The sequence below is a fragment of the Salinicola endophyticus genome (assembly GCF_040536835.1).
Classification (GTDB): domain Bacteria; phylum Pseudomonadota; class Gammaproteobacteria; order Pseudomonadales; family Halomonadaceae; genus Salinicola; species Salinicola endophyticus_A.
In genome coordinates this window covers 1460489-1482069 of the sequence record NZ_CP159578.1, presented here as the reverse complement: position 1 = coordinate 1482069, position 21581 = coordinate 1460489, and the positions used below count along the sequence as shown (strand labels likewise).

Here is a 21581-nt window from a genome sequence, read left to right as displayed (position 1 = left end):
AAACTTACATTGATCGGAATTTGCCTTTTGGGATTTCTAATATGATTTTCTTGAACTTACCCACAGAGAGCTTTAAATCTCTCGGAATGGAACCCGGCCTTGCCCAAGGCAATACACACTGTCTATAGCACGAAAAGGCAATGTAATAATGGCTTCTCCCAAACTTAGACATGGCTGATAGATCTACCCGTTCAGCATCGGGGTGGGCGAAGTGCTTGTTCCGAATTTTGACTAGGGACTCTACGAAGCTATCAGACCAATCAACTTTGGCATCTCGCGACGGCTCGTCATTTTCAAAGGCTCTTTTGGCTCCCTCCCCCACCATTTCGTTGACTTTCTCCGAGATCAATCGATGATCTTTAAGTTTGAACTCCCTCCTGATCCAATTTTTTAGCCCACCCGGCTCCAACCCTTGATCACGCTCAACGCACAGCTTCATCGATTCATATAAATGAGCCACCCATGAAACACAGTGTTGTTGAAGTACAAACCAGTAAAGATCTCCTCGCGTTTCTTCAGCAACAAACTCTCCTTCTAAAAGATTAGTAAACGACTCATAGGCAACACGACATCTGAGTGCTTCGAGGCTCAATTGAACTCTTAGAGATGCATCGATCTGCTCTGCAGTGAAATCATTCACCTTCCTCTCCTTTTGTCACCCCAAGTTCTACAACCCCAACCGCTCGCCCCACTCTACCAGCCGCCACACCATTGAGCCCTGACCCTTTGCCCCTCGCTCCCCTGATCAGGACTCGACATGGCTCTCGACCAATACCACCACGGCGTGCGCGTCTCGGAAGTCAACGACGGCACCCGCACCATTCGCACCATCTCCACCGCCGTCATCGGCATCGTGGCCACCGCGTCCGATGCCGATGCATCGGCGTTTCCGCTCAATCAGCCCGCCCTGGTCACCAACGTGGCCACCGCCATCGGCCAGGCCGGCACCACCGGCACGCTGAAAGACGCCCTCACCGCCATCGGCAACCAGGCGCGCCCGATCATCGTCGTGGTGCGCGTCGCCGAGGGCGAGGACGAGACCGACACCCGCGCCAACGTCATCGGCACCACCCTCGACACCGGCCAGCGTACCGGCCTGCAAGCGCTGATGACCGCCAAGCAAAAGCTCGGCGTGACCCCGCGCCTGATCGGCTGCCCGGAGCTCGACACGCAGGAGGTGGTCACCGCCATGGTGCCGGTGCTGCAGGCGCTGCGCGCCTTCGGCTACGCCTACGCCCACGGCTGCGAGACGCTGACCGACGTCACCACCTACCGCGACCAATTCGGCGCGCGCGAGCTGATGCTGATCTGGCCCCAGTTCGAAGCCTTCGACACCGACACCGCCGAGACCGTCAGCCTCTCCCCGGTCGCCGTCGCGCTCGGCCTGCGCGCCAAGCTCGACCAGGAGATTGGCTGGCACAAGACGCTATCCAACGTGGTCATCAACGGCGTCACCGGCATCGATCGTGACGTGTTCTGGGATCTGCAATCGCCCAACACCGACGCCGGCATCCTCAACGCCGCCGATGTCACCACGCTGGTCAACCAGGGCGGCTTTCGCTTCTGGGGCTCGCGTACCTGCGCCGGGCCGCAATCGCTGTTCCCGTTCGAGAACTACACCCGCACCGCGCAGATCCTCGCCGACACCATCGCCGAGGCCCACCTCTGGGCGGTGGATAAGCCGCTGCACGCCTCGCTGGCCCGCGACATCATCGAAGGCATCAACGCCAAGTTTGCCGAACTCAAGGCCCTGGGCCTGATCGTCGACGGCACCGCGTGGCTGAACGAAGACCTCAACACCGCGGGCAGCCTCAAGGCCGGCAAGCTGCGCATCGACTACGACTACACCCCGGTTCCGCCGCTGGAAGACCTCGGGTTTCAGCAGCGCATCACCGACACCTATCTCGCCGACTTCGCCGAGCGCGTCGCCGCCACTGCCTAACGGCGGCCGGTATCGGGAACCCAAAGGAGCATTGAACGATGGCACTCCCCAAGAAACTCAAGGGCCTGAACCTGTTCGGCAACGGCGACAGCTACCAGGGCCAGGTGCAGTCGGTCACGCTGCCCACGCTCACGCGCAAAATCGAGGAATGGCGCGGCGGCGGTATGGACGGCACGGTCGGCATCGATATGGGCATGGATGGCCTGATGACTTGCCAATGGACGGTGGGCGGGCTGATCGAATCGATCTTCGACAACTTCGGCACCTCGCGCATCGACGCCGACCTGCTGCGCATGACCGGCAGCTATGAGCGCGATGACGTAGACGAGGTGGTCGCGGTGGAAGTGGTCATGCGCGGGCGTCACACCGAGATCGACATGGGCGACGCCCAGGACGGCGAGAACACCGAGCACAGCATCACCACCACCCTGAGCTATTACAAGCTCGTCATCGACGGCGCGACCAAGATCGAGGTCGACATCCCCAATGCCGTCTTCAAGGTCAACGGCGACGACCGCCTCGCCAAACGGCGCCAGGCCCTCGGCATCTAAGCCGCGCGCCTCTAGCCCGTGCACTACGTCACCCCCGACAGAATCCCGCCACCCCCGCCGGGGTGGTATGACCTCACCAGCAGAGAGCAGACCATGACCGAGAAAACCGCCAAGGCGACCACCCAGCCGACCACCGCCACCGTCGCGCTCGATACGCCCGTAGTACGCGGCGAGCAGACCATCGCCGAGATCGCCTTGCGCAAGCCCAGCGCCGGCGAGCTGCGCGGGGTCAACCTGGCCGACGTGCTGCAGATGCAGACCGACGCCCTGATCAAGCTGATCCCGCGCCTCTCCCAGCCCAGCCTGACCGACCACGAAGCGCGCCAGATGGACCCGGCCGATCTGGTGCAGTGCGGCAGCGAGATCGCCGGTTTTTTGCTCTCGAAGCGGGCACGGGGCGAGACCGAGTAAGTCTCCCGAGCGACGTAGAAGACGCGATGGCCGACTTGGCCATCGTGTTTCACTGGACCCCCGCCGACTGCGCGGCATTCAGCCTGCGCGAACTGATGGAGTGGCGCGAGCGCGCCCGCAAACGCTCATCCCCCGAGGACACCCATGGCGCGCGATCTCAAGCTGCAGGTCATCCTAGACGCCGTCGATAAAACGACCGGCAAGCTCAAGAAGATCACCCAGGGCAGTGGCGAAACCGCCAAGGCGTTGAAGGCCAGCCGCGACCAGCTGCGCAACCTCGAGCGCGCCCAGAAAGACCTCCAATCGTTCAAGACGATGAAGCGCCAGGTATCGGAGAGCGCCGACGCGCTCAAGGCGCAGCGCGAGCGCGTCAAGGAGCTATCGCGCCAACTGCGCACGACGGAAGGCGATACCGCCGCGCTCAATCGCGAGCGCGATGCTGCCATCAAAAAAGCGCAAGAGCTGTCGCGGAAGTACGCCGAACAAACCGACAAAGCGCAGCGCCTGAAAACCTCTCTACGTGAGACCCACGGAATTACCGGAAAACTCGCCGGTACCGAAGACTCCCTGACGCGGAAAATGCGCAACGCCAACGCGCAGATCACCGAGCAGAAAGAGCGCCTACGTAGCCTCGCCGAAGCGCAGCGCCGCGCCCAACAGGCATCCGACCAGTTTCACCGTGGCGTCGGGCGTGCCAACGCCATCCGTGGCGCCGGAATGACCGGCATGGCCACCGGTGGTGCAGCGCTATACGGGGGCGCGCAGATGCTGGCGCCCGGGATCGAGTACGGCGAGACCATGAGCCGCGTGCAAGCGCTCACCCGGCTCGACAAGAACAGCGAGCAATTCAAGGCGCTGAAGCAGCAGGCGCGCGACCTGGGCTCGAGCACGTCATTCAGTGCCAGCGAAGTCGGCCAAGGTCAGTCGTTCCTGGCCATGGCCGGCTTCACCCCAGAAGCGATCCGCACCGCGATGCCGGACATGCTCAACATGGCGCTAGCCAACGGCACCGACCTCGCCCGCACGGCCGATATTAGCTCTAACATCCTCTCGGGCTTCGGGCTCGACCCGGATCAGATGGGGCACGTTGCCGACGTGCTGACGGCGACCACCACCCGCGCCAACGTCGACCTAGAAATGCTCGGCGAGTCGATGAAATACGTGGCGCCCCAGGCGCGCCAGATGGGGCTATCGCTGGAACAGGCCGCCGCCATGACCGCCCTGCTGGGTAACGTCGGGATTCAGGGCAGCCAGGCCGGCACCACCCTGCGCGCCATGATGACCCGCCTCGCCGCCCCCACGGGCGCCGCCGCCGGCGCGCTCAAGACCCTCGGCGTCAGCGCCAAGGACGCCCAGGGCGACATGCGTGACGTGCCGGCGATCCTCGCCGACGTGGCCAAAGCCACCGAGAACATGGGCAACGCCGACCGCGCCAAGTACCTCAAGCAGATTTTCGGCGAAGAGCCCGGCGCCGGCATGGCCGAGCTGATCGCCCAGCAGGGCGCCGCCGGCATCGAGAAGTTCGTCGAGATGTACAAGAACGCCGCCGGCGAAAATGCCCGCGTTGCCCAGACGATGACCGACAACATCGGCGGCGACCTCAAAGGGCTGCGCTCGGCCTGGGAGGAGGTCGGGATTTCGATCACCGACACCAACGAGGGGCCGCTACGCGAGCTGGTGCAGAGCGTGACCGGGGTCACCCGGGCGGTCGGTAACTGGATCAAGGAAAACCCCGAGCTAGCCGGCGGCATCGCAAAGGCCGCGGCCGGCCTCGCGGCGCTGGTCGCCGTAGGCGGTGCCTTTACGGTCATGCTGGCCTCGATCCTTGGCCCCATCGTCACAGTCCGCTATGGAATGGCCATGCTGGGCCTGCGCACCGAAGGCGCCGGCGGGATTATCTACCGGTTCACCAGCAAGATTTTGCCCGCCTTGGGCAAGGGGCTGGTCGGCCTCGGCCGGGGCTTCATCGGCCTGGCTGGCGCGATCGGCAAAGCGGGCCTCGCGCTGCTGACCAACCCGATTACGTGGATCGTGCTTGGCATCGTCGCCGTGGTCGCCCTGCTCGCCGGTGCCGCCTACCTCATCTACAAAAATTGGGACGCCATCGCCGGCTGGTTTAGCGACCGTTGGCAGCAGGTCAAGGATGCCTTTAGCGGCGGCATCGGCAGCGTTATGCAGCTCTTGGCAAACTGGTCGCCGCTGGGGCTGGTGTGGAAAGGGATTACCACGGTGCTTTCCGCCATGGGCGTCGAGATCCCCGAAGAGATGCGCTCGCTCGGCAGCGCCATCAAGGCAGCGTGGAGCGGCCTAAGCGGCTTCTTCGGCGGGCTGTGGGACGGCATCAAGAGCAGCGCCAGCACCGCCTGGGGCGCCGTGAGCGGCACCATCACCACCGCCTGGGACGGCATCAAGAACCACATCGCGAACCAGTGGGAAGGGTTCAAGCAGATACCCGCGCGGCTCGCTGGCATCGGCGGCGACATCATGGATGGCCTGATCGGCGGCGTAAAAACCAAGGTCACCGCACTCAAGGACTCGATTACCGGGATCGCGGGCAACGTGAAGAGCTGGTTTGCCGACGTGCTCGGCATCAACAGCCCGTCGCGCGTGTTTGCCGAGTTCGGCGGCTGGATCGGCGAAGGGCTGATGAATGGCCTCAAGGACAAATGGAACGCGCTCAAGGATAGCGTCACCGGCCTGGCCAGCGCCGTAACGGGCTGGTTCAAGGAAAAGCTCGACATCCACAGCCCGTCCCGCGTGTTCGCCAGGCTGGGCGGCTATACCGTCGACGGCTTGAACGTCGGCCTCGATCGGCAGCGCGACGAGCCCGCTAAGCGCGTCGCCGACATCGCCAAGCGCGTCAGCCAGGCCGGTGCCGGCATCGCCCTGGGCGCCGCGACCCTGCCCGCCGCGGCGATGCCCAGCTTCGACGCCGGCGAGCCGATCCGATTCGACACCCGCCCGCCGATCAGCGCCGCCGGTGGCCAGCAGCCCGCCGACTACAGCATCCACATCGGCGCCATCAATGTGACCCCAGGCCCAGGCATGGACGAGCAGACGCTCGCGCGCTACGTCGCCCAGGAAGTGCAGCGCGCCCTGGCCGACGCCCAGCGCCAGCAGGCCGCCCGCCGCCGCTCGTCGATGTGGGATCAGGAATAGGAGAACGCCATGCTCATGGCCCTCGGCATGTTCGTGTTCGAGACGCGAACCGTGCCCTACCAGCAACTGCAGCGCGCCACCGAGTGGCGCCACGCATCGCAATCCCGCGTCGGTGACCGACCGGCGTATCAGTTCGTTGGCCCGGGCTCGGACAAGATCACCCTCTCCGGCACCCTGCTGCCGGAATTCACCGGCGGCCGGCTGGACCTCGACGACATCCGCGACATGGCGGACCAGGGCAAAGCCTGGCCGCTGGTCGAAGGCACCGGGCGACAGTACGGGCTGTGGGTCATCACCCAGGTCGACGAGACCTCGAGCACGCTGTTTCGCGACGGCGCCGCCGGCAAGATCGACTTCACGCTATCGCTCGAGCACGTCGACGACGAGCGCACCGATCTGATCGGCGACCTCGGCACCTCATCGCTTGCGCGCCTCGCCGGGGCCTACGCATGACCCGCGCGCCCGAGTACCGCCGCCCCGGCTACCGCATCACTCTCGCCGGGCAAGACATCACCCCGCGCATCAACGGCCGGCTGATCAACCTGCGCATCACCAGCCAGCGCGGCGAGGAAGCCGATCAGCTCGACATCGCCCTCACTGACTACGACGGCCGCCTGGCGCTACCGCCCCACGGCGCCACGCTGCACGTCGCGATCGGCTGGCGCGATGAGGGCCTGATCGATCGCGGCGTGTTCACCGTCGACGAGGTCGAGCACAGCGGTTCCCCCGATCAGATCACCATCCGCGCCCGCGCCGCGGACATGCGCCAGCTCCTGCCCGGCAAGCGCTCGCAGAGCTGGCACGACATCACCCTCGCCGACATCATCAACACCATCGCCAAGCGCCACAGCCTCACACCGGTAGTCGGCGAGACGCTGGCCGGCATCCGCGTGGGGCACATCGACCAGACCGACGAAAGCGACCTCAATTTCCTCACCCGGTTGGGCAAGCGCTATGACGCCATTGCCGCGGTCAAGAGCGAGCGGATGCTGTTCACCCTCGCCGGCGAAGCGCTGACGGCAAGCGGTCTCGCCCTGCCCCGGGTCACACTCACCCGCCGAGACGGCGACCAGCACCGCTACAGCCAGACCGACCGCGACAGCTATACCGGCGTGCGCGCGTTCTGGAACGACACCAGCGGCAGCAAACGTAAGATGGCCATCGCTGGCGAGGGCGAGAAATTCAAGGATCTGCGCAATACCTACGCCAGCGAGCACGACGCCCTACACGCCGCCAAGGCCGAGCTTCGGCGACTCAATCGCGGCAAGGCCGAGTTCGAGCTGACGCTATCCCACGGCCGCGCCGACCTCACCCCCGAAACCCCGCTCACGCTCACCGGCTGGAAGGCCGGAATCGACGGCGCCGACTGGCTGATTACCGAGGTGGAGGACTCGCTGAGCGAAAGCGGCTATGGCACCCGGGTGCGGTGCGAGGTGCTGGGAAAAGAGCAAGGCGAGAGCGAAGAGTGAAATAGATAGAGAAACCGCTTGCATGGTCCTACCTTGGGTAGTACCTTTAGAAGCGTAGGGCGAACGGAGCCCACACCCTGAGCGAACTGGCCCACCCCGGGCGCAGAACCAAGGAGACCTACCATGAACAACGCTATTCGCAACATCGCCGACGACACGACCCGGGCTTTCGCCGAAGCCTGCTACAACGACAACTCCATCAAGGAGCTGATGAGCGAGCCCAACGACTATAGCGATGGCGTTGACTGCAATCAGTGGGGCATCTCTATCGATCAACACCGCGAAGCATTGGCCGCGGCTCTCAATGACCGCCTGCATGACTGGGTGTTGGAGTATGTCGAGGGCTGCGAGTCCAACGGTGTCGATCCCCGCGAGCCTATCGCCGAGCAGATCAACGTCGATGTCGAGAGCGTTGAAATCGACGACGAGGGCGATATTCATGCTGGCCACTGGCTGACGATCGGGCAGATGGCCGAGTTCGTCGAGTGGCACGAGCGCACCTACAACTGATTTGAGTCTCGCCCCGGAGCCGCGGGGGCCATTGCTGCCGAGTAGGCAGCGCGCCATGCGGCGCAACCATCCTACGGGAGCAAGAACAATGGACTTCATCATCTGGAAAGACGGTGGCAATAGCGAGGCGGTAGTGATCAGCGCAGCAGATATGCCAGATGGCGTTGAGCAGGCAGCAGAACTCCTTGGCGTGGAAGCAGAACAGGTAAACATCATCGAGGCCAGTCGAATCGGGGAAGCCGATTACTATGGCGTGTCGCACGCCTTGAAAGGGTGACCACTGATACTGATGCCCCGGCACCGCCGGGGCCTTACGAACTATCTGAAAGACAGGGGATGGAAATGTATAACGGCAACGCAGTCCAACACACGCTATACGCCATTTTCGCTAACGGCGCCTACTGGGGAACCTGGGACGCTGAGAATGCAGAGCAGGCACTGAGAGATGCGGCGGGCGAAGTCGGAACAGATGGGGTGACGGAGGGGCTAGAGGCTTTTGAAATCACCGCTCAAGAGCACAAAGAAGTCGAGGAATGGTGGGAAGACGGCGCCGATGCGGCCACCACCCCCGCCTGCGTCGAACACTAACCATACACGCCCCAGCGGCCGCGGCAGCGGGGCAAGCCTGAGAAGCCAATCCATGACTGAATCACGCAAAGCCAAGCGACCGAGCATCTACCTAAGCCCGCCATTACAGAGCGTCGCGGACGCTATCAAAGAGGGGCAAAGCCTGAGCCAGCGCTTGGCCACGATCGCCGAGCGGTACGAGCTGATATGCAGACAGGTGCCGGCGCTGACTGAGGCCGAGCGGGACATGCTGGGCAATACCCTATCCGGCTCATTCGTCGAGCCGCTGCTGATCAAGCACCTCGACGCCGAACTCGAGGATAGCGATGCCGGCGACCCCTCGGCGCTGCGCGATCTGGCTGCCCGGGTGCGCGACATGAGCTATGCCGAGCGCGTCGCGATGGTCGAGTCGCTGGGGTTCTAAGGCGCCCACCTAGCACAGCCCTTGCCACCCGCCGCGGGGTCACAGGATACTGTATGTACAAACAGTAAAAAGTGACGCCGCCATGCAAGACCCCGCCCATACCCGCTGGCTCGAGCAGATGATCGAGCGCGGCTGGATCGACCGATTCAAGCACTCACCGCCCCATTACGACCGCATTGAGTATCACTCGGTCTGGAATGGCCGGATCTACTCGGGCCGCTGCACGCTGGGCGACTACCCGTGGAGCGATGCGAGCACCCCCGGGCACCACTGCTTTCTGATCGGGGCCGCGCTGCCGGTGGGCGTCGGCCCGCGCGTGTGGAGAATGGCCAAAGGCTCAGAGTGAGGAATCTATGAAGCGCCGGATCATCGTCACGCTACTCGCCGTCATGATCGCTACGCCCGCCCTGGCCGACTACGGCAGCGCCAGCGTGGCGCGGGTGACCAGCATCTACGACGGCGACACCTTCCGTGCCGACATCGACGGATGCCCGCCCATCATCGGCGAGCGTGTGCCGATCCGCGTGCGTGGGGTGGATACCCCAGAGATGCGGGGGCACTGCGAGCGCGAGAAGCGGCTGGCGCGCCAAGCCAAGCAGTTCACCGTAGCCACGCTACGCGGCGCCCAGCACATCGAGCTGAAGGAGATCGACCGCGGAAAGTATTTCCGGCTTGTGGCCAAGGTGGTCGCGGATGGCCAGGACCTGGCCACCGCGCTGATCGCCGCCGGGCTGGGTCGGCCCTATCAGGGCGGCACCCGCCAGGGGTGGTGTGACTAGCGCAGCGCTTGCTGCGTGTCGTGTAGATATTCGCTGATCGCCTCGGCGCACTGCGCGCGGTGCTGTAGCGCGCGCTCACAGTAGTCATCCCACCGCCCGCCGTGGCGCCGGCGGATCGCCCCGCGCAGCGACTCGGCGAAGCCCTCGGCCTGAACCTGAGCGCCGTGGTCCTGCAGGTAGTCGCGGCAGCAGTCATGAAACCGCCGGGCGTCCGCCGGGCTCGGCGTGCTCCACGTCGGCAGCGAGAACCAGGGCGCGAAGGCATCGACAAGCGTCTGGTCGATGCCTTCCACGGGCTCGCCATCGCCGCTGGGGTGGCGAGCCCGCCGCACCACCACGGCCGTGGCGGACACGCGCGAGGCCATCACCGGCGCCCCGCCGCCGACCGGTACCAGGCGCAGGTCGGCACCCACCCGGTGGGCGCGGTAGGCGCACAGCCGCGCGCCATCGTCCCGCGCGACCACCAGGTCGCCATGGCCAGCGACGCGCCCCTCGTCGGCGACCAGAACGTCGCCTTCGATCAGCTCCCCATCGACGCCTGCCCCCGCCACGACCTCGGCGAGATAGCAGGTCGGCGGTAGGTCGCTGACGGGCATGTGCTGGATGGCCGGATGGTCACGCACGACCAGCGCCGGCCCGAGGTAGGTCACCCGCATGCGTCAATTAACCACCAAGTACGCGACGCCCAGCAATACCAGTAGGAATGCCCCGAAAAAGCCACCCGCAAAGCACCCAATCACAAAGCTTGAAAAGCCGCCTTTGCCCTTCCGCTTCTGATCTTTCATCGCATTGATTGCGACCACGAATGCGATCGCGATGCATACGAGTACACCGGCAAACCACATAGAGACTCCAAGGCTAGATTTTTTATCGTCGAGCCCTAGGCGATATCGCCCAGGCGCGTTCTGACCCGACCCAGTACCGCGACGTCCTCCATCCGATCCGGCGGGATCATCTCGGGCTGATAGTGGGAGTTGTCGCTGATCAGCAGCATGGCGCCGCCGGCGAGACGCTGGACCCGCTTGATGCGTAGCTCGCCGCTCACCCAGATCAGGAACACCCCGCCCGGCATCCAGTGGGTGTCGGCGAGATTGACGAACGTCCAATCACCGTCGAACAGGGTCGGCTCCATCGAATCGCCGCGCACGCGCACGCCGGCGAGCCGCGCGTCGGCCAGGCCGAACTGGGCGACCAGCTCCGCCGTCAGCGGGAAGTGCCCGATCACCGTCTCATGCTCCAGCGAGCGCCCAGCACCAGCCGCCCCTTCAACGTCGTAGAGCGGAACAGAGAGGGCTTCATCTGCGGCACCGAAAGAATCCGAAATGCCCCCGCCACCGGGATTCGATCGAATCCCGGTCAATACGAACTGAACGTCAACGCCAATCGACGCCAAAGAGGACAGATAGTCACCCTTGGGGCTTCTCTGGTCTGCCTCGTAGAGGCGCTGCGTGTTTTTGGTCACGCCCGCCCGTTCCCCGATTTCGGTCTGAGTCAGCTCAAGACGAAGCCTTTCTTCGCGCAACCGGCTCCCAATAGAATCCATTTAATTCCTCAATCCTGTTGACAGGGATTCAAAGCGAGCCCTATCCTCCGTCTTACAGTCTTTAACATCTAACCGCAAAGGAAGTCACTGCCATGACTGCCCCAGCTACTACCTGCCCCCTGGGCGAACGACGCCGACTTCGCAAGGAAGAGCTAGCTCTCTTCCAGGGCACGGCATACATGCCGCAGCGCGAGAGGCCAACCGGCATCAATGTGACCAGCGTGCAGGTGATTCAGCCCCCGGAGTCAAACCTGTTGGGCGATCACGGTCACGTCTACGTGGCCAAGCACTTGGCCCGCTGCGACACCCTGGAATCCCTCTCCTGGGCGATGCGAGAAGCGGAGCACGTGATCGGCGGTTTCGTTCATGTCACCTATCGCCTGGCGGGCGCAGACGGATGTCGTAATCAGCCGTGGACGATGAGTTATGGCTCGCGTGAAGAACAGCTGTGAAGTCCATCAGCGCCAGTTCCTCAAGCGCCGCGTCGAGTTCGGACTGACCATGCATGGTGAAGACGCGGTAGACGACTTTCTTGTCGTTCTCGATGCCCAGCCGCTTTTGGGCGCCGCCTTCATCACAGGCCAGGTCCTCCATCAATGCCTCGGTCAGCGTCTCGTCATAGCTCGGAACGTCAACACCATCGATGTATCGGCTTTGCATTGCTGACCCCCTTTAAACGTCTTTAGGAGCTTAACACATGACCCAAACCCGTCGCCGCCAATCTCCCCACGGCTGTAGCTGCCCGATCATGGCCATCGTGACGCCCGAAGAGCGCGCCCGTGTCGAGCAGCTCGCCGAGCAGGAGATGCGCTCTCTCTCCGGCACGTTGCGAATGCTGATGCTTCGCGGCCTGGAGAACTACCCCAGCGCCCGCCCCGAACCGACAAACCAGACCGTCCAGTAACGCAAGGAATCGCAGCCATGTACCCCATTCACCGCGGCAACAAGAGCAAACGGGTTCAGGTCAACCTCAGCGAAGCGGAATTCGCGCTGCTGGAAGCCCTGGCCAATCTCAACGGCCTGCAGTTGGCGACCCAGCTCCGCTACCTCGTCATGAATGAGGCCCTGGAATGCCTGGGCGTGCGCGACATCCATGAATTCGATGCGATCAGTGTCGGCGATTTCGGCGTTGCCGCGAACCTTCATTGATGCGTCACCCGCGACCCACCGATGACTCATCGAGGTGAACATGCCCCATCACAAAAGCGTGAGCGTGGACATCGACCCGGACACCCAGCGGCTGCTAGAGGCGGTACGCCAGCAGCAAGGGCTAGACACGCTGGACCAGGCTGCCGAGTTCCTGACCCGGCTGCGCATGCGCAAGGCAGCGCGGCGAGCGGCCGGCCCACGGCATCTGGCACCGGTGCGAGGTAACCGGTAATGCGCAACCTCTGGACATGCCCCGAGTGCGGATCGCCGAGCCGCCTGCGCCACTCCCGGCTGATGCCGGGCGCGCCCGGCTCCTCCTACCAGCAGTGCACCGAGCCGGCATGCGGTTGGTGCGGCAATGCCACCCACGTGGCCAAGAAAACGCTCACGCCCTCGGCGCTGAGCGAAGACGACAAGACCGCCGCCCGCCGCGAGGCCGCGGCAAACCGCGATTCGAGCCGGCCCCAGTGGGAGTGCTTCGAGTGCCATTCGCGCTGTGTCGTGCGGACCTCAAAGCAGCTACTGAGCGACTACCGCGTGACCTACCTGAAGTGCACCCGAGAGGGCTGCGGCTGGCACGGCATCGGCGAGTACGTCGTCGACAAGACGATCAGCCCCAGCGGCATTCCGAACCCGGAGTATCAGCGGCGTCTTGCCGGGCATCTGCCCTACGAGTTCAAGCCGATGATGAAGCCGCCCGTCGATTTTTTCTCCGAGCTGTTGAAACCCCAAAAAATCTGAGGTGACCCCATGACGATCGACACCCTCACCGTTGGCCGTGCTGCCCAGCGGGCTCCCCAGCTCGACCCGCAGAACGCCGCCACCGCGTATCTGCTGCGCCACTGCCGCGGGCTGGACCGCGCCGCGGCGCTCGAGGATTGCACCCGGCATCTGATGAGCGAGCACGCGATGACCGAGGCGCGGGCCGAGTTGGCCGCGCTGCACGCCAGCGCCGAGCTGGAATCGCTCAATCAGGTGGCGTGGCTCGATCTGAGCGCGAGCACCGAGCACGTGGTGGTGCTGCGCACCGCCGGCGGCGCGCCGATCCCGTTCACCGTCGGCGACCTGCTCGCCGCGCGCGAGCTGGCGCGGGACCGCGGCGCGTTGCGTGTGGTCAATCACCGTCCGCTGCCGGCCGTCCAGTAACCCAGCCCCACGGGAGCCGATCATGACCGCGACCCAGCACATCACCACCACCACCCCGCCGCATCTGTCCGTCGTCCAGCCGGATGGCCGCGCCGGTTTCGGCGCGCTGCGCGCCGAGCTACATGCGCGCTGTGCGGATGAAGACCTCGCCGCGCTGTGGGCCGGCTTGAAGCTGGCCGAGCGCAAGGCGCTGGCAGCCAGCGCCGGGCTGGAAGCGCGCGATGCCCTGCGCAGCATCGAGAGCATGAGCCAGACCGACCGCGACGCGATCCGCGCCGCGATCGGCCGGATGAGCCATTACGCCCAGGGCTTGCGCGGGCAGCTCATGCCGCGCCAGGTCAGCCACCCCAGCCGGGCGCTGGCTGCCAACGCGCGCCGTGCACTGGATGACGGCGACACCCGCGCCGCGCGCCACTGGCTGGATCTGATCGAGCAGGGGGCGAAGTGAGCGCGAGCGCGATCGAACAGTCCCTCAGCTTCGGCACCGCCGAGTGCCACCGGTGGCGTCAGGCGTTCTTTGATCGCCTGCCGTCGCTGGCCGAGGATCTGGCCGCCGGCTTCGTCGAGGTCGCCCAGCGCCACGGTAATGCCGCGGGCAACCGCTGGCTGGCGCGGCATACCGGCGGGCTGATCGAGCCCGGCCATGTGTTCCGCCGCTTCGAGAGCATCGCCGACGATCTGCGCCGGGCGTTTGCCGAGATTCGCCGCCAATCCGACGCCACCCTGCCGGGGCTGGTGGCCGGGTGCGACTGGCTGGCGACTGTCGAGAAACGCCTCACGGTCGGCTCACTCAACGCCACACACGACGATGACGCCCTTGTCGACTACGCCAAGGCGCAGGCCCTGGGTGTCGAGGATGTGCGTAACGCGGTCATTGGCAACATCGCCAGCCACAACCGCCGCTTGCGCCTGGGCCTGCTGCCGCCGCCGCGCCGCTTGCCGCCGGTGCGCGGCGAGTCCATCTCCGCCCAAGCGCGCCACCTCGCGTGGCTGATCGCCCAGGCGCCCAACCCGTTGACCTCGCCGCTACCCACCATCCCGCTGCTCGCGGTGTTCAGTTGGCAGCGCGCGCCGGTCATGACCATCGCGGTAGCCGATGAGCTGGCGCTGGGGCGCGCGCGGGAGCGCGCCCGGCTGCACGGTATCGCCCCGCCTAGCCCGCGGCTCAAGCCGGCGGCACAGCTTGCCCGGCTGGGCTGCGATAAGTGGTGGCGGCGCAAGCTGCGCCGCGCCGCCGGGCGTCGTCTCGAGCAGGTCATGCGCGAGGCGCGCCGAGTGCACAAGCGCGCCGGTATCTACTGCAGCGACCTGACGGTCGAGCGTCGCCGCGCCCAGAAGGTGCGCAACCGGGCGCTGCTGGAAACCCTCGAAGCGATCAATCAGGACGACCAGACCTACACCCTGGCCGAGCTGGCTGAGCTGGGGCTGGCCAACCCGGACCACCGCCGCGCCGAGCTGATGCTGCGCATTCGCGATACCGAGGTCGAGGCCAACCGCCTGGGGCACGTCGGGCTGTTCTTCACCCTGACCACGCCGAGCCGCTTTCACCCGGTGCTGGCTGCCAGCTCGCAGCGCAATCCAAAGTACGACGGCAGCACCCCGCGCGATGCCCAGCAGCATCTGCAGGCGCTGTGGGCCAAGGCGCGCGCCTCACTGGCGCGCGATGGCCTGGGCATCTATGGCATCCGCGTGGTGGAGCCACACCACGACGGCACGCCGCACTGGCATCTGCTGGTGTGGGCGCAGCCGGATCATGTCGAGGCAGTGACCGAGACCCTACGCGGCTACGCCGAGGCGGAATCGCCGGAAGAGCTGTTCGACCGCTTCGGCCAGAAAACCACCGCGCGTTTCAAGGTCGAGGTCATCGACCGCGCCCGCGGCACCGCCGCCGGCTACGTGGCCAAGTACATCAGCAAGAACATCAACGGCGAGCAGTTCACCCGCGCCGGTGTCGATGGCGACAACCTCGACCGCTACGGCCACGACCTCGCCGACTCCGCCCCGCGCATCGAGGCGTGGGCGGCTACCTGGGGGATTCGCCAGTTTCAGTTCATGGGCCTGCCCAGCGTCACCGTGTGGCGCGAGGTGCGCCGGCTCACCGATCAGCAAGCGGACGCACTGCGCCGGTGGGAAGAAGCGACCCAGCCACGGGCGTCTATCGCCCGGGTGCTGCACCAGGTGCGCGCCGCCGCCCTGGCCGGCCAGTGGGATCAGTTCGTGCGGCTGATGGGCGGCCCGAACGCGCCGCGCAAGTTGCAGCCGATCAAGCCGTGGTCGATCCCCGCCTACCGCCTGGACAGCCACGCCGACGACATCAGCCACGCCACCGGCGAGGTGAACCGTGGGCTCATCGAGCGCGGCCGCTACGGCGACGAAATCAAGGTGCCCAAGGGGCTGGTCGTCACCGACCGCAAGGGCCGCACGGCCGAATACCTCACCCGCCTCTATCGCTGGGACGTGCGCCCCAAGCGTGCGGCGGCGGGTGGTTTTTCGGGAGGCGGCGCAGCCGCCGACCCTTGGACTTGTGTCAATAACTGTACGGCCCCCGCCCCGGGGGCCGGCCAAAGCCTCGTTCCCAAGGGCATTTTGACCCCGCGAGAACTATCGCCCGCGGAGATCGAAGCCCAGGTAGAGCGCTACCAGCAGTGGCGAGCGAGCGAAGAGATGCGCGCCGAGCTGGAAAACGCCGACCTCGAGCATCGCCACATGCGCGAAGCAGCCCAGCAGCACGCCAAACCCACCGCCCCGCCGCTGTGGCAGGGCGAGTATTTCCCCGACGGCATCTGATCAGGAGACCGACCGATGCAGACCCAACGAATGATCGACACCACCGCCCGCGATGCGGAACGCCAGCGCCTGCTGGCCCGCGACGAATGGTGCCGCCGCTTTGCGCTGCGCATCCACCGCATGACCGGCGTCGGCAACGACGCAGCCAGCCAGGTAGCGGACACCGCCTGGCGCGAGGCCGAGAACGAGCGCCAGGCGTACCCGGCCGGCGGCCAGGTCGAGCCCGAGACCGCCGCCGACGAAGAACTCAACAACTGGGAGGAATGACATGGCTGACGCAGTAGACAACGCCGGTGCCGCGATCGAGCACCACCTCGCCACCTCTCTAGCGCGCCACCGGCTGCCGGTGGCCACGCATGTCGCCGCGCACACGCCGGCGGACTGCGAGGAATGCGGCGAAGAGATCCCAGCAGCGCGGCGAGCGGCCGCGCCCTGGGCCGCTACCTGTATCGACTGCCAGTCGATCCGAGAAGAGAAGCGCCGCCATGTGCGATAACGATAGAGAAAGCCTGATCCGGCGCACCCAGGAGAAGGCGCGCCACCACTTCGGGCGGAGCGAGCAAGCCGCCCCGCGCGACCCGTCAGCGATCCCAGAGGACATCCGGCTAACGCTGGTCGCCCTGGTGACCGAACGCCTAATCCGTCTGCGCGAACGGCCGATGCGGCCGGGCAAGGCGGAAGAGTTCGAGCGACTGAAGCCCGCCGCCGAGTGGCTGCTGGGTCAAGCCGAGGGCGCGCGATGAATGCCATCACTCAACTAAAAGACTGGCACACCCAGTACGGCCTCGACTTCGACGACGGTATCAATGTCGACCTGTTCTCCGGCGGTGGAGGTGCATCGACCGGCATCGAGATGGGGCTCAAGCGCCCGGTGCATATCGCGATCAATCACGACCCGGATGCGATCAGCATGCACGAAGCGAACCACAGGCATGCAGAGCACTACCTGAGCGACGTCTACGAGGTCGATCCCAGGGCCGCCGTTCGTGGTCGCCGGGTCAATCATCTGCACGCTTCGCCTGACTGCACTCACCACAGCCAGGCCCGCGGCGGCCAGTCACGCAAGCGCGCCATCCGCTCGCTGTCGTGGGTGGTGCACAAGTGGGCGGGCACCGTGCGCCCGGCGAAAATCACGCTTGAGAACGTCGAGCAAATCCTGCAGTGGTCGCCGCTGGTCGCCAAGCGCGACAAGTCCACCGGCCGCGTCGTCACGCTGGAGACGATCACCTGCCCCGAAACCGGACGGAAAATCAACCGCGTGGCCGAGCCCGGAGAGCGCGTCCTGGTCGGAAACCAGTTCCTGGTGCCCGACAAACGCCGTAAGGGCCGCAACTGGCGGCACTTCGTCGATGGCCTGCGCGCCATGGGCTACGCCGTGCAGTGGCGCACGATGAAAGCCTGCGACTTCGGCGCACCTACCACCCGCGCCCGGCTCTATATGATTGCCCGGTGCGACGGCGTGCCGATCACCTGGCCGGCACCGAGCCATGCGGCCAAGCCGAAGCGCGGCCAGCAGCGTCACCGCGCCGCTCATGAGTGCATCGACTGGTCGATACCCTCGCGCTCGATCTTCGACCGCGAAAAGCCGCTGGCCGCCGCTACCATGCGCCGGATCGCCAAGGGCGTCGACCGCTTCGTGCTCGACGCCGCCGACCCATTCATCGTGCCGATCGCCAACTATGGCGGCAGCGGCGACCAGGTGCAGAGCATCCGCGAACCGTTGCGCACGGTCACCGCCTGGCCGAAGGGTGGCAGCTTCGCGGTGGCTGCGCCGACTCTGGTTCAGACCGGGTACGGCGAACGTGCCGGCCAAGCACCGCGCTCGCTCGATCTCGACCAGCCCCTGGGGACCGTCGTCGCCGGCGGCGTGAAGCATGCCTTGGCCACCGCGTTCATGGCCCAGATGAACGGCGGGTTCAACGAAACGCCCGGGCACGACTTGCGCCGACCGACCAGCACGGTGACCAACAAGGGCAGCCAGCAGCAGCTAGTCACCGCTCACCTGATGACGCATCGGCATCACAGCGTTGGCACGGAAGCGGGCGAACCTCTCGCTACGATTACCGCGGGGGGAGGCCATCACAGTTTGGTCGAGTGCACGCTCTCGCCTGAGCACGAAGCCGGCGCGCTGCGCGTCGCGGCGTTCCTTGTGAACTACTACGGGAAGGGCACGGCGAGAGATCTAGAACAGCCGCTAGATACAGTGACTACCCGCGACCGCCTCGCCCTGGTCACTGTGTGGATCAAGGGCACGCCCTACGTAATCGTCGATATCTGCCTGCGCATGCTGGTGCCGCGCGAGCTCTACCGCGCCCAGGGGCTCCCCGACAGCTACATCATCGAGCACGGCCACGACGGCCGCCGCTTCTCGAAGTCGAAGCAGGTCAAATTCTGCGGCAACTCGGTGTCGCCGCTACCGATGGCGGCCATCTATCGCGAGCTGAACAGACCCGCCGAGCGCTTGGCGCAGGGGGTGGCATGAGCCAGCACCACGCCCGCGCCGCGGGCATGCTCTGCCGAGATCCCGCATTCCGCCGCTACCTCGACCAGCGCGCCCGCGCCCGCGCCCGCTTCGGCGCGGACGTGCCGGACGGAACACACACCGAGGAAGACGCCGGCGACTGGCTGCGCCGCGCTTGCGGCGTCGCCAGTCGGTCGCAGATCGACGGCAACCCCAGCGCAGCCGCGACGCTGCGCATGATCCAGAACAGATTCCAGCGTTGGAGAGCCAGGGAGAACCACCAATGAAAACAGAATTCATGCTGCTGGCTTGCTACGAAAAGCCGCTCATCCCGCTCGACGTTTTTTGCCAGGACATCATGGGCGTAAGCCTGCAGACTGCAAGAAACCGCATCGCCGCAGGCACCTTTCCGGTGGCGTTGACCCGCACAGCGCGCCAGCCGATGGTGCACGTCGCAGACGCCGCCAAGTACATCGACAGCCAGCGAGGGAGCGCCGCTTAGGCGCCCCTCGCCCTCTCTTTCCGCACCAGCTCGCCAGGGCGCAGATTGACGTAGCGCTTGAGGCTCTTCCAGTCGCGATGCCCCGATACCATCGCTACCTCTTGTATCTGATAGCCGCGCTCGAAAAGGCGGCTGATACCCTCATGCCGCAGGTCATGAAAGTGCAGATCCTCGATGCCGAGAAATCGGCAGATACGACGGAAGCCGTTAGACACCGAGTCAGAATTGAACGGAAAAATCCGCTCGCCATCTCGCGGCTGCGCGCCAATGATCGCCAGGCTCTCACCCATCAGCGGCACCACCTCGTCGGTGCGCTTCGTCGGGTGTTTCCTGAGCCGGACTATCACCGTTCCGGCCGCCTCGTCCAGATCGGCCCATCGTAGCGAGCATATCTCGTCGAGCCGCATGCATGAGTCAATGGCGAAGCGGATAAGCGCGTGGTAACCAATTCTCCGCAATGCCTTGTTGTGCCGAGTGTGCGATAGCAGCTCGTCCAGCTCATCGGCCGATGGCCGCCGGTCGCGCGAATCAGGGTCGCCGATCAGCTCAGACCTTTGCAGGCCCTTGCGCCAGTTCGACATTTTGACTTGCAGCGTTGCCGGCAGGACTTCCTCGACAACACACGTCGTCACCGCACCCGAGAGAAACATGATGTCGCTTTTGACGGTCGCCGGCCTCACGCCATCGACGTTAATCCGCGTCGCACAATACTCGGCAAGGTCGGTATATTCGAGTCGACCGATCAGCGCCTCAGCATCCAGGCCCCGGCAGAGATTATTGACGGCCGTCTGATTCTTGCGGCCCCGCGACGACGTGCGCTCAAGGTGGGCGAGGTGGCGCTGCAGCGCATCCCCTATCGTCAGCGCCGGCAGTGCCCCGGCCTGCCGATTCTCGATTTCCCCCTCGGTCTCCTTTGCCCACGCCTGGGCGCGCGCTTTCGTCGAGAACGTCTTACTCTGTGAAGGGTGGCCCGTCTTCCGTACAATGGCGCGCCACCGCGTGCCTCGCCGCTGAAAAGTCGCCATGGTGTACCACCTCGCTCGCTCGAATGGGTATCAAGGGCCAACTGGTACAATCACGGTACAGTGAGCCCGGTTATCGGCGGGATTAGATGGTATCAAATAGTGGATATTTAAACAGTAGTGCGTAACGCAAGTGCCTGATATGCCGACTCAAAGCCCCGCAGACCGCGCCCGCCGCTTTTCAGTGGCGCCCATGATGGATTGGACCACGCGCGACTACCGCGCCTTCGCGCGCTGCCTGACCCGGCGCACGCTGCTCTATACCGAGATGGTCACCACCGGAGCGCTGCTCCACGGCTCGCCGCGCGAGCGCTTCCTGGGCTACAGCGAGTGCGAGCACCCGCTGGCGCTGCAGCTCGGCGGCAGCGACCCGGGCGAGCTGGCGGCGTGCGCCGAGATCGCCCAGGCGTGGGGCTATGACGAGGTCAATCTGAATGTCGGCTGCCCCAGTGACCGGGTGCAGAACAATCTGATCGGCGCCTGCCTGATGGGCCACCCCGAGAAGGTGGCGCGCGCCGTTGCCGCCATGCGCGCGGTGGTCTCGATCCCGGTGACGGTGAAGTGCCGTATCGGTATCGACGATCAGGATGAGGACGCCGATCTCGAGCGCTTCGTCGAGCAGGTCGCGGCGGCGGGCTGCGAGACCTTCGTGATCCATGCCCGCAAGGCCTGGCTGCAGGGTCTCTCACCCAAGGAGAACCGCGACGTCCCGCCGCTCAACTATCCCCGGATCTACCGTCTCAAGGCGCAGCATCCCGAGCTGCACATCGGCATCAATGGCGGCATCAAGAGCCTGGAGAGCTGCCAGGCCCACCTCGACGCGGGGGCCGACAGCGTGATGATCGGCCGCGAGGCGTACCAGAATCCGTGGCTGCTGGCGGCGGTCGATCAGGCGCTCTATCAGCGTCCTGGGCCGGCCCCCAGCCGCCATGCGGCCGCGCGCGCCTTCCGCCCCTATATCGTCGAACGCCTGGCCGAGGGGGCACGGCTCAACCATGTCACCCGCCATCTGCTGGGGCTGTTCCAGGGCTGCCCCGGCGGGCGGCGCTTCCGCCGTCATCTCTCCGAGCACGCCCATCGCGACGGTGCCGGCATTGCGGTCTATGACGACGCCCTGGGCCTGGTCGACGAAGAACGCCTGGCCGCAAGCGCCTGAGCC

At 65.4% G+C, this 21581-nt stretch carries 33 protein-coding genes; 27 read left to right on the top strand and 6 right to left on the bottom strand.

Annotated elements, in window-relative coordinates:
* Positions 1–4 precede the first annotated feature (4 nt).
* The gene (locus ABV408_RS06730; protein WP_353981686.1) at positions 5–640 is read right to left on the bottom strand and encodes a hypothetical protein; all 636 of its coding nucleotides are present in this window, start codon (positions 638–640) and stop codon (positions 5–7) included.
* A gap of 117 nt (positions 641–757) precedes the next feature.
* Between ABV408_RS06730 and ABV408_RS06725 the strand changes: the two genes are divergently transcribed.
* From ABV408_RS06725 to ABV408_RS06665, 13 genes are all read left to right on the top strand, one after another.
* Positions 758–1942 (top strand): phage tail sheath protein, encoded by a 1185-nt coding sequence (locus ABV408_RS06725; protein WP_353981685.1) that lies wholly within the window; start codon positions 758–760, stop codon positions 1940–1942.
* Between the two features lie 38 nt (positions 1943–1980).
* Positions 1981–2493: a phage major tail tube protein gene (locus ABV408_RS06720; protein WP_110675912.1), complete on the top strand. Its 513-nt coding sequence runs from the start codon at positions 1981–1983 to the stop codon at positions 2491–2493.
* A gap of 93 nt (positions 2494–2586) precedes the next feature.
* Positions 2587–2904, top strand: a complete 318-nt coding sequence (locus tag ABV408_RS06715) for a phage tail assembly protein (RefSeq protein ID WP_353981684.1) — start codon at positions 2587–2589, stop codon at positions 2902–2904.
* A 26-nt stretch (positions 2905–2930) separates the two neighbouring features.
* Positions 2931–3095, top strand: a complete 165-nt coding sequence (locus ABV408_RS06710) for a GpE family phage tail protein (protein WP_353981683.1) — start codon at positions 2931–2933, stop codon at positions 3093–3095.
* Positions 3049–6063 carry a phage tail tape measure protein gene (locus ABV408_RS06705; RefSeq protein ID WP_353981682.1) on the top strand — a complete coding sequence of 1005 codons (3015 nt, stop codon included), beginning with the start codon at positions 3049–3051 and terminating at the stop codon, positions 6061–6063. Before ABV408_RS06710 ends, ABV408_RS06705 begins: the two co-directional genes overlap by 47 nt.
* A gap of 9 nt (positions 6064–6072) precedes the next feature.
* The gene (locus ABV408_RS06700; protein WP_353981681.1) at positions 6073–6516 is read left to right on the top strand and encodes a phage tail protein; all 444 of its coding nucleotides are present in this window, start codon (positions 6073–6075) and stop codon (positions 6514–6516) included.
* The gene (locus tag ABV408_RS06695; protein WP_353981680.1) at positions 6513–7532 is read left to right on the top strand and encodes a contractile injection system protein, VgrG/Pvc8 family; all 1020 of its coding nucleotides are present in this window, start codon (positions 6513–6515) and stop codon (positions 7530–7532) included. Before ABV408_RS06700 ends, ABV408_RS06695 begins: the two co-directional genes overlap by 4 nt.
* Before the next feature lie 123 nt (positions 7533–7655).
* On the top strand, positions 7656–8042 hold the full coding sequence (locus tag ABV408_RS06690) for a hypothetical protein (protein WP_353981679.1): 387 nt from the start codon (positions 7656–7658) through the stop codon (positions 8040–8042).
* An 88-nt stretch (positions 8043–8130) separates the two neighbouring features.
* Entirely contained in the window at positions 8131–8319 is a 189-nt protein-coding gene (locus ABV408_RS06685; protein WP_353981678.1) for a hypothetical protein, read from the top strand.
* 59 nt (positions 8320–8378) lie between these two features.
* Positions 8379–8630, top strand: a complete 252-nt coding sequence (locus tag ABV408_RS06680) for a hypothetical protein (protein ID WP_353981677.1) — start codon at positions 8379–8381, stop codon at positions 8628–8630.
* A gap of 52 nt (positions 8631–8682) precedes the next feature.
* Positions 8683–9033, top strand: a complete 351-nt coding sequence (locus ABV408_RS06675) for a hypothetical protein (protein ID WP_353981676.1) — start codon at positions 8683–8685, stop codon at positions 9031–9033.
* 82 nt (positions 9034–9115) lie between these two features.
* The gene (locus ABV408_RS06670; RefSeq protein ID WP_353981675.1) at positions 9116–9379 is read left to right on the top strand and encodes a hypothetical protein; all 264 of its coding nucleotides are present in this window, start codon (positions 9116–9118) and stop codon (positions 9377–9379) included.
* Positions 9380–9386: 7 nt separating this feature from the next.
* Positions 9387–9812, top strand: coding sequence for a thermonuclease family protein (locus ABV408_RS06665; RefSeq protein WP_353981673.1), 426 nt, complete (start codon positions 9387–9389; stop codon positions 9810–9812).
* On the opposite strand, the gene ABV408_RS06660 is transcribed toward ABV408_RS06665, so the two are convergent.
* From ABV408_RS06660 to ABV408_RS06645, 4 genes are all read right to left on the bottom strand, one after another.
* The gene (locus ABV408_RS06660; protein ID WP_353981672.1) at positions 9809–10468 is read right to left on the bottom strand and encodes a hypothetical protein; all 660 of its coding nucleotides are present in this window, start codon (positions 10466–10468) and stop codon (positions 9809–9811) included. The genes ABV408_RS06665 and ABV408_RS06660 overlap by 4 nt on opposite strands.
* Positions 10469–10471: 3 nt before the next feature.
* Positions 10472–10657 carry a hypothetical protein gene (locus ABV408_RS06655; RefSeq protein WP_353981671.1) on the bottom strand — a complete coding sequence of 62 codons (186 nt, stop codon included), beginning with the start codon at positions 10655–10657 and terminating at the stop codon, positions 10472–10474.
* Positions 10658–10692: 35 nt separating this feature from the next.
* A complete protein-coding gene (locus tag ABV408_RS06650; RefSeq protein ID WP_353981670.1) occupies positions 10693–11355 on the bottom strand; it encodes a S24 family peptidase in 663 nt (220 codons plus the stop codon).
* A gap of 369 nt (positions 11356–11724) precedes the next feature.
* Entirely contained in the window at positions 11725–12015 is a 291-nt protein-coding gene (locus ABV408_RS06645) for a hypothetical protein (protein ID WP_353981669.1), read from the bottom strand.
* A 37-nt stretch (positions 12016–12052) separates the two neighbouring features.
* Between ABV408_RS06645 and ABV408_RS06640 the strand changes: the two genes are divergently transcribed.
* From ABV408_RS06640 to ABV408_RS06580, 13 genes are read left to right on the top strand one after another with little or no spacing between them, the layout of a single operon-like run.
* Positions 12053–12259, top strand: coding sequence for a hypothetical protein (locus ABV408_RS06640; RefSeq protein WP_353981668.1), 207 nt, complete (start codon positions 12053–12055; stop codon positions 12257–12259).
* Between the two features lie 17 nt (positions 12260–12276).
* Positions 12277–12504 carry a hypothetical protein gene (locus ABV408_RS06635; RefSeq protein WP_353981667.1) on the top strand — a complete coding sequence of 76 codons (228 nt, stop codon included), beginning with the start codon at positions 12277–12279 and terminating at the stop codon, positions 12502–12504.
* 40 nt (positions 12505–12544) lie between these two features.
* The gene (locus ABV408_RS06630; protein ID WP_353981666.1) at positions 12545–12736 is read left to right on the top strand and encodes a hypothetical protein; all 192 of its coding nucleotides are present in this window, start codon (positions 12545–12547) and stop codon (positions 12734–12736) included.
* Entirely contained in the window at positions 12736–13245 is a 510-nt protein-coding gene (locus tag ABV408_RS06625) for an ogr/Delta-like zinc finger family protein (protein WP_353981665.1), read from the top strand. The genes ABV408_RS06630 and ABV408_RS06625 overlap by 1 nt, the downstream gene beginning before the upstream one ends.
* 9 nt (positions 13246–13254) lie before the next feature.
* Positions 13255–13650 carry a hypothetical protein gene (locus tag ABV408_RS06620; RefSeq protein WP_353981664.1) on the top strand — a complete coding sequence of 132 codons (396 nt, stop codon included), beginning with the start codon at positions 13255–13257 and terminating at the stop codon, positions 13648–13650.
* 22 nt (positions 13651–13672) lie between these two features.
* A complete protein-coding gene (locus ABV408_RS06615) occupies positions 13673–14098 on the top strand; it encodes a hypothetical protein (protein ID WP_353981663.1) in 426 nt (141 codons plus the stop codon).
* Positions 14095–16437, top strand: coding sequence for a replication endonuclease (locus ABV408_RS06610; RefSeq protein ID WP_353981662.1), 2343 nt, complete (start codon positions 14095–14097; stop codon positions 16435–16437). Before ABV408_RS06615 ends, ABV408_RS06610 begins: the two co-directional genes overlap by 4 nt.
* A gap of 15 nt (positions 16438–16452) precedes the next feature.
* Positions 16453–16704: a hypothetical protein gene (locus ABV408_RS06605; RefSeq protein ID WP_353981661.1), complete on the top strand. Its 252-nt coding sequence runs from the start codon at positions 16453–16455 to the stop codon at positions 16702–16704.
* Position 16705: 1 nt separating this feature from the next.
* Positions 16706–16933, top strand: coding sequence for a TraR/DksA C4-type zinc finger protein (locus tag ABV408_RS06600; protein ID WP_353981660.1), 228 nt, complete (start codon positions 16706–16708; stop codon positions 16931–16933).
* Positions 16923–17180: a hypothetical protein gene (locus ABV408_RS06595; protein ID WP_353981659.1), complete on the top strand. Its 258-nt coding sequence runs from the start codon at positions 16923–16925 to the stop codon at positions 17178–17180. The genes ABV408_RS06600 and ABV408_RS06595 overlap by 11 nt, the downstream gene beginning before the upstream one ends.
* The gene (locus ABV408_RS06590; RefSeq protein ID WP_353981657.1) at positions 17177–18919 is read left to right on the top strand and encodes a DNA cytosine methyltransferase; all 1743 of its coding nucleotides are present in this window, start codon (positions 17177–17179) and stop codon (positions 18917–18919) included. Before ABV408_RS06595 ends, ABV408_RS06590 begins: the two co-directional genes overlap by 4 nt.
* The gene (locus ABV408_RS06585; RefSeq protein ID WP_353981656.1) at positions 18916–19185 is read left to right on the top strand and encodes a hypothetical protein; all 270 of its coding nucleotides are present in this window, start codon (positions 18916–18918) and stop codon (positions 19183–19185) included. The genes ABV408_RS06590 and ABV408_RS06585 overlap by 4 nt, the downstream gene beginning before the upstream one ends.
* A complete protein-coding gene (locus ABV408_RS06580; protein WP_353981655.1) occupies positions 19182–19400 on the top strand; it encodes a pyocin activator PrtN family protein in 219 nt (72 codons plus the stop codon). The genes ABV408_RS06585 and ABV408_RS06580 overlap by 4 nt, the downstream gene beginning before the upstream one ends.
* Here the strand turns inward: ABV408_RS06580 and ABV408_RS06575 are convergent.
* Complete coding sequence (locus tag ABV408_RS06575) at positions 19397–20425, bottom strand: site-specific integrase (protein ID WP_353981654.1); 1029 nt, start codon at positions 20423–20425, stop codon at positions 19397–19399. The genes ABV408_RS06580 and ABV408_RS06575 overlap by 4 nt on opposite strands.
* A gap of 139 nt (positions 20426–20564) precedes the next feature.
* Here ABV408_RS06575 and dusA point away from each other — a divergent pair, with 139 nt between their 5' ends.
* A complete protein-coding gene (gene dusA, locus ABV408_RS06570) occupies positions 20565–21578 on the top strand; it encodes a tRNA dihydrouridine(20/20a) synthase DusA (RefSeq protein WP_353981652.1) in 1014 nt (337 codons plus the stop codon).
* Positions 21579–21581: the final 3 nt, after the last annotated feature.

Bases quoted from the DNA above. Each gene is read 5' to 3' on its own strand.
- ABV408_RS06725 (WP_353981685.1), top strand. From the start codon at position 758: ATGGCTCTCGACCAATACCACCACGGCGTGCGCGTCTCGGAAGTCAAC.
- ABV408_RS06720 (WP_110675912.1), top strand. From the start codon at position 1,981: ATGGCACTCCCCAAGAAACTCAAGGGCCTGAACCTGTTCGGCAACGGC.
- ABV408_RS06715 (WP_353981684.1), top strand. From the start codon at position 2,587: ATGACCGAGAAAACCGCCAAGGCGACCACCCAGCCGACCACCGCCACC.
- ABV408_RS06710 (WP_353981683.1), top strand. From the start codon at position 2,931: ATGGCCGACTTGGCCATCGTGTTTCACTGGACCCCCGCCGACTGCGCG.
- ABV408_RS06705 (WP_353981682.1), top strand. From the start codon at position 3,049: ATGGCGCGCGATCTCAAGCTGCAGGTCATCCTAGACGCCGTCGATAAA.
- ABV408_RS06700 (WP_353981681.1), top strand. From the start codon at position 6,073: ATGCTCATGGCCCTCGGCATGTTCGTGTTCGAGACGCGAACCGTGCCC.
- ABV408_RS06695 (WP_353981680.1), top strand. From the start codon at position 6,513: ATGACCCGCGCGCCCGAGTACCGCCGCCCCGGCTACCGCATCACTCTC.
- ABV408_RS06690 (WP_353981679.1), top strand. From the start codon at position 7,656: ATGAACAACGCTATTCGCAACATCGCCGACGACACGACCCGGGCTTTC.
- ABV408_RS06685 (WP_353981678.1), top strand. From the start codon at position 8,131: ATGGACTTCATCATCTGGAAAGACGGTGGCAATAGCGAGGCGGTAGTG.
- ABV408_RS06680 (WP_353981677.1), top strand. From the start codon at position 8,379: ATGGAAATGTATAACGGCAACGCAGTCCAACACACGCTATACGCCATT.
- ABV408_RS06675 (WP_353981676.1), top strand. From the start codon at position 8,683: ATGACTGAATCACGCAAAGCCAAGCGACCGAGCATCTACCTAAGCCCG.
- ABV408_RS06670 (WP_353981675.1), top strand. From the start codon at position 9,116: ATGCAAGACCCCGCCCATACCCGCTGGCTCGAGCAGATGATCGAGCGC.
- ABV408_RS06665 (WP_353981673.1), top strand. From the start codon at position 9,387: ATGAAGCGCCGGATCATCGTCACGCTACTCGCCGTCATGATCGCTACG.
- ABV408_RS06660 (WP_353981672.1), bottom strand. From the start codon at position 10,468: ATGCGGGTGACCTACCTCGGGCCGGCGCTGGTCGTGCGTGACCATCCG.
- ABV408_RS06655 (WP_353981671.1), bottom strand. From the start codon at position 10,657: ATGTGGTTTGCCGGTGTACTCGTATGCATCGCGATCGCATTCGTGGTC.
- ABV408_RS06650 (WP_353981670.1), bottom strand. From the start codon at position 11,355: ATGGATTCTATTGGGAGCCGGTTGCGCGAAGAAAGGCTTCGTCTTGAG.
- ABV408_RS06645 (WP_353981669.1), bottom strand. From the start codon at position 12,015: ATGCAAAGCCGATACATCGATGGTGTTGACGTTCCGAGCTATGACGAG.
- ABV408_RS06640 (WP_353981668.1), top strand. From the start codon at position 12,053: ATGACCCAAACCCGTCGCCGCCAATCTCCCCACGGCTGTAGCTGCCCG.
- ABV408_RS06635 (WP_353981667.1), top strand. From the start codon at position 12,277: ATGTACCCCATTCACCGCGGCAACAAGAGCAAACGGGTTCAGGTCAAC.
- ABV408_RS06630 (WP_353981666.1), top strand. From the start codon at position 12,545: ATGCCCCATCACAAAAGCGTGAGCGTGGACATCGACCCGGACACCCAG.
- ABV408_RS06625 (WP_353981665.1), top strand. From the start codon at position 12,736: ATGCGCAACCTCTGGACATGCCCCGAGTGCGGATCGCCGAGCCGCCTG.
- ABV408_RS06620 (WP_353981664.1), top strand. From the start codon at position 13,255: ATGACGATCGACACCCTCACCGTTGGCCGTGCTGCCCAGCGGGCTCCC.
- ABV408_RS06615 (WP_353981663.1), top strand. From the start codon at position 13,673: ATGACCGCGACCCAGCACATCACCACCACCACCCCGCCGCATCTGTCC.
- ABV408_RS06605 (WP_353981661.1), top strand. From the start codon at position 16,453: ATGCAGACCCAACGAATGATCGACACCACCGCCCGCGATGCGGAACGC.
- ABV408_RS06600 (WP_353981660.1), top strand. From the start codon at position 16,706: ATGGCTGACGCAGTAGACAACGCCGGTGCCGCGATCGAGCACCACCTC.
- ABV408_RS06595 (WP_353981659.1), top strand. From the start codon at position 16,923: ATGTGCGATAACGATAGAGAAAGCCTGATCCGGCGCACCCAGGAGAAG.
- ABV408_RS06590 (WP_353981657.1), top strand. From the start codon at position 17,177: ATGAATGCCATCACTCAACTAAAAGACTGGCACACCCAGTACGGCCTC.
- ABV408_RS06585 (WP_353981656.1), top strand. From the start codon at position 18,916: ATGAGCCAGCACCACGCCCGCGCCGCGGGCATGCTCTGCCGAGATCCC.
- ABV408_RS06580 (WP_353981655.1), top strand. From the start codon at position 19,182: ATGAAAACAGAATTCATGCTGCTGGCTTGCTACGAAAAGCCGCTCATC.
- ABV408_RS06575 (WP_353981654.1), bottom strand. From the start codon at position 20,425: ATGGCGACTTTTCAGCGGCGAGGCACGCGGTGGCGCGCCATTGTACGG.
- dusA (WP_353981652.1), top strand. From the start codon at position 20,565: ATGCCGACTCAAAGCCCCGCAGACCGCGCCCGCCGCTTTTCAGTGGCG.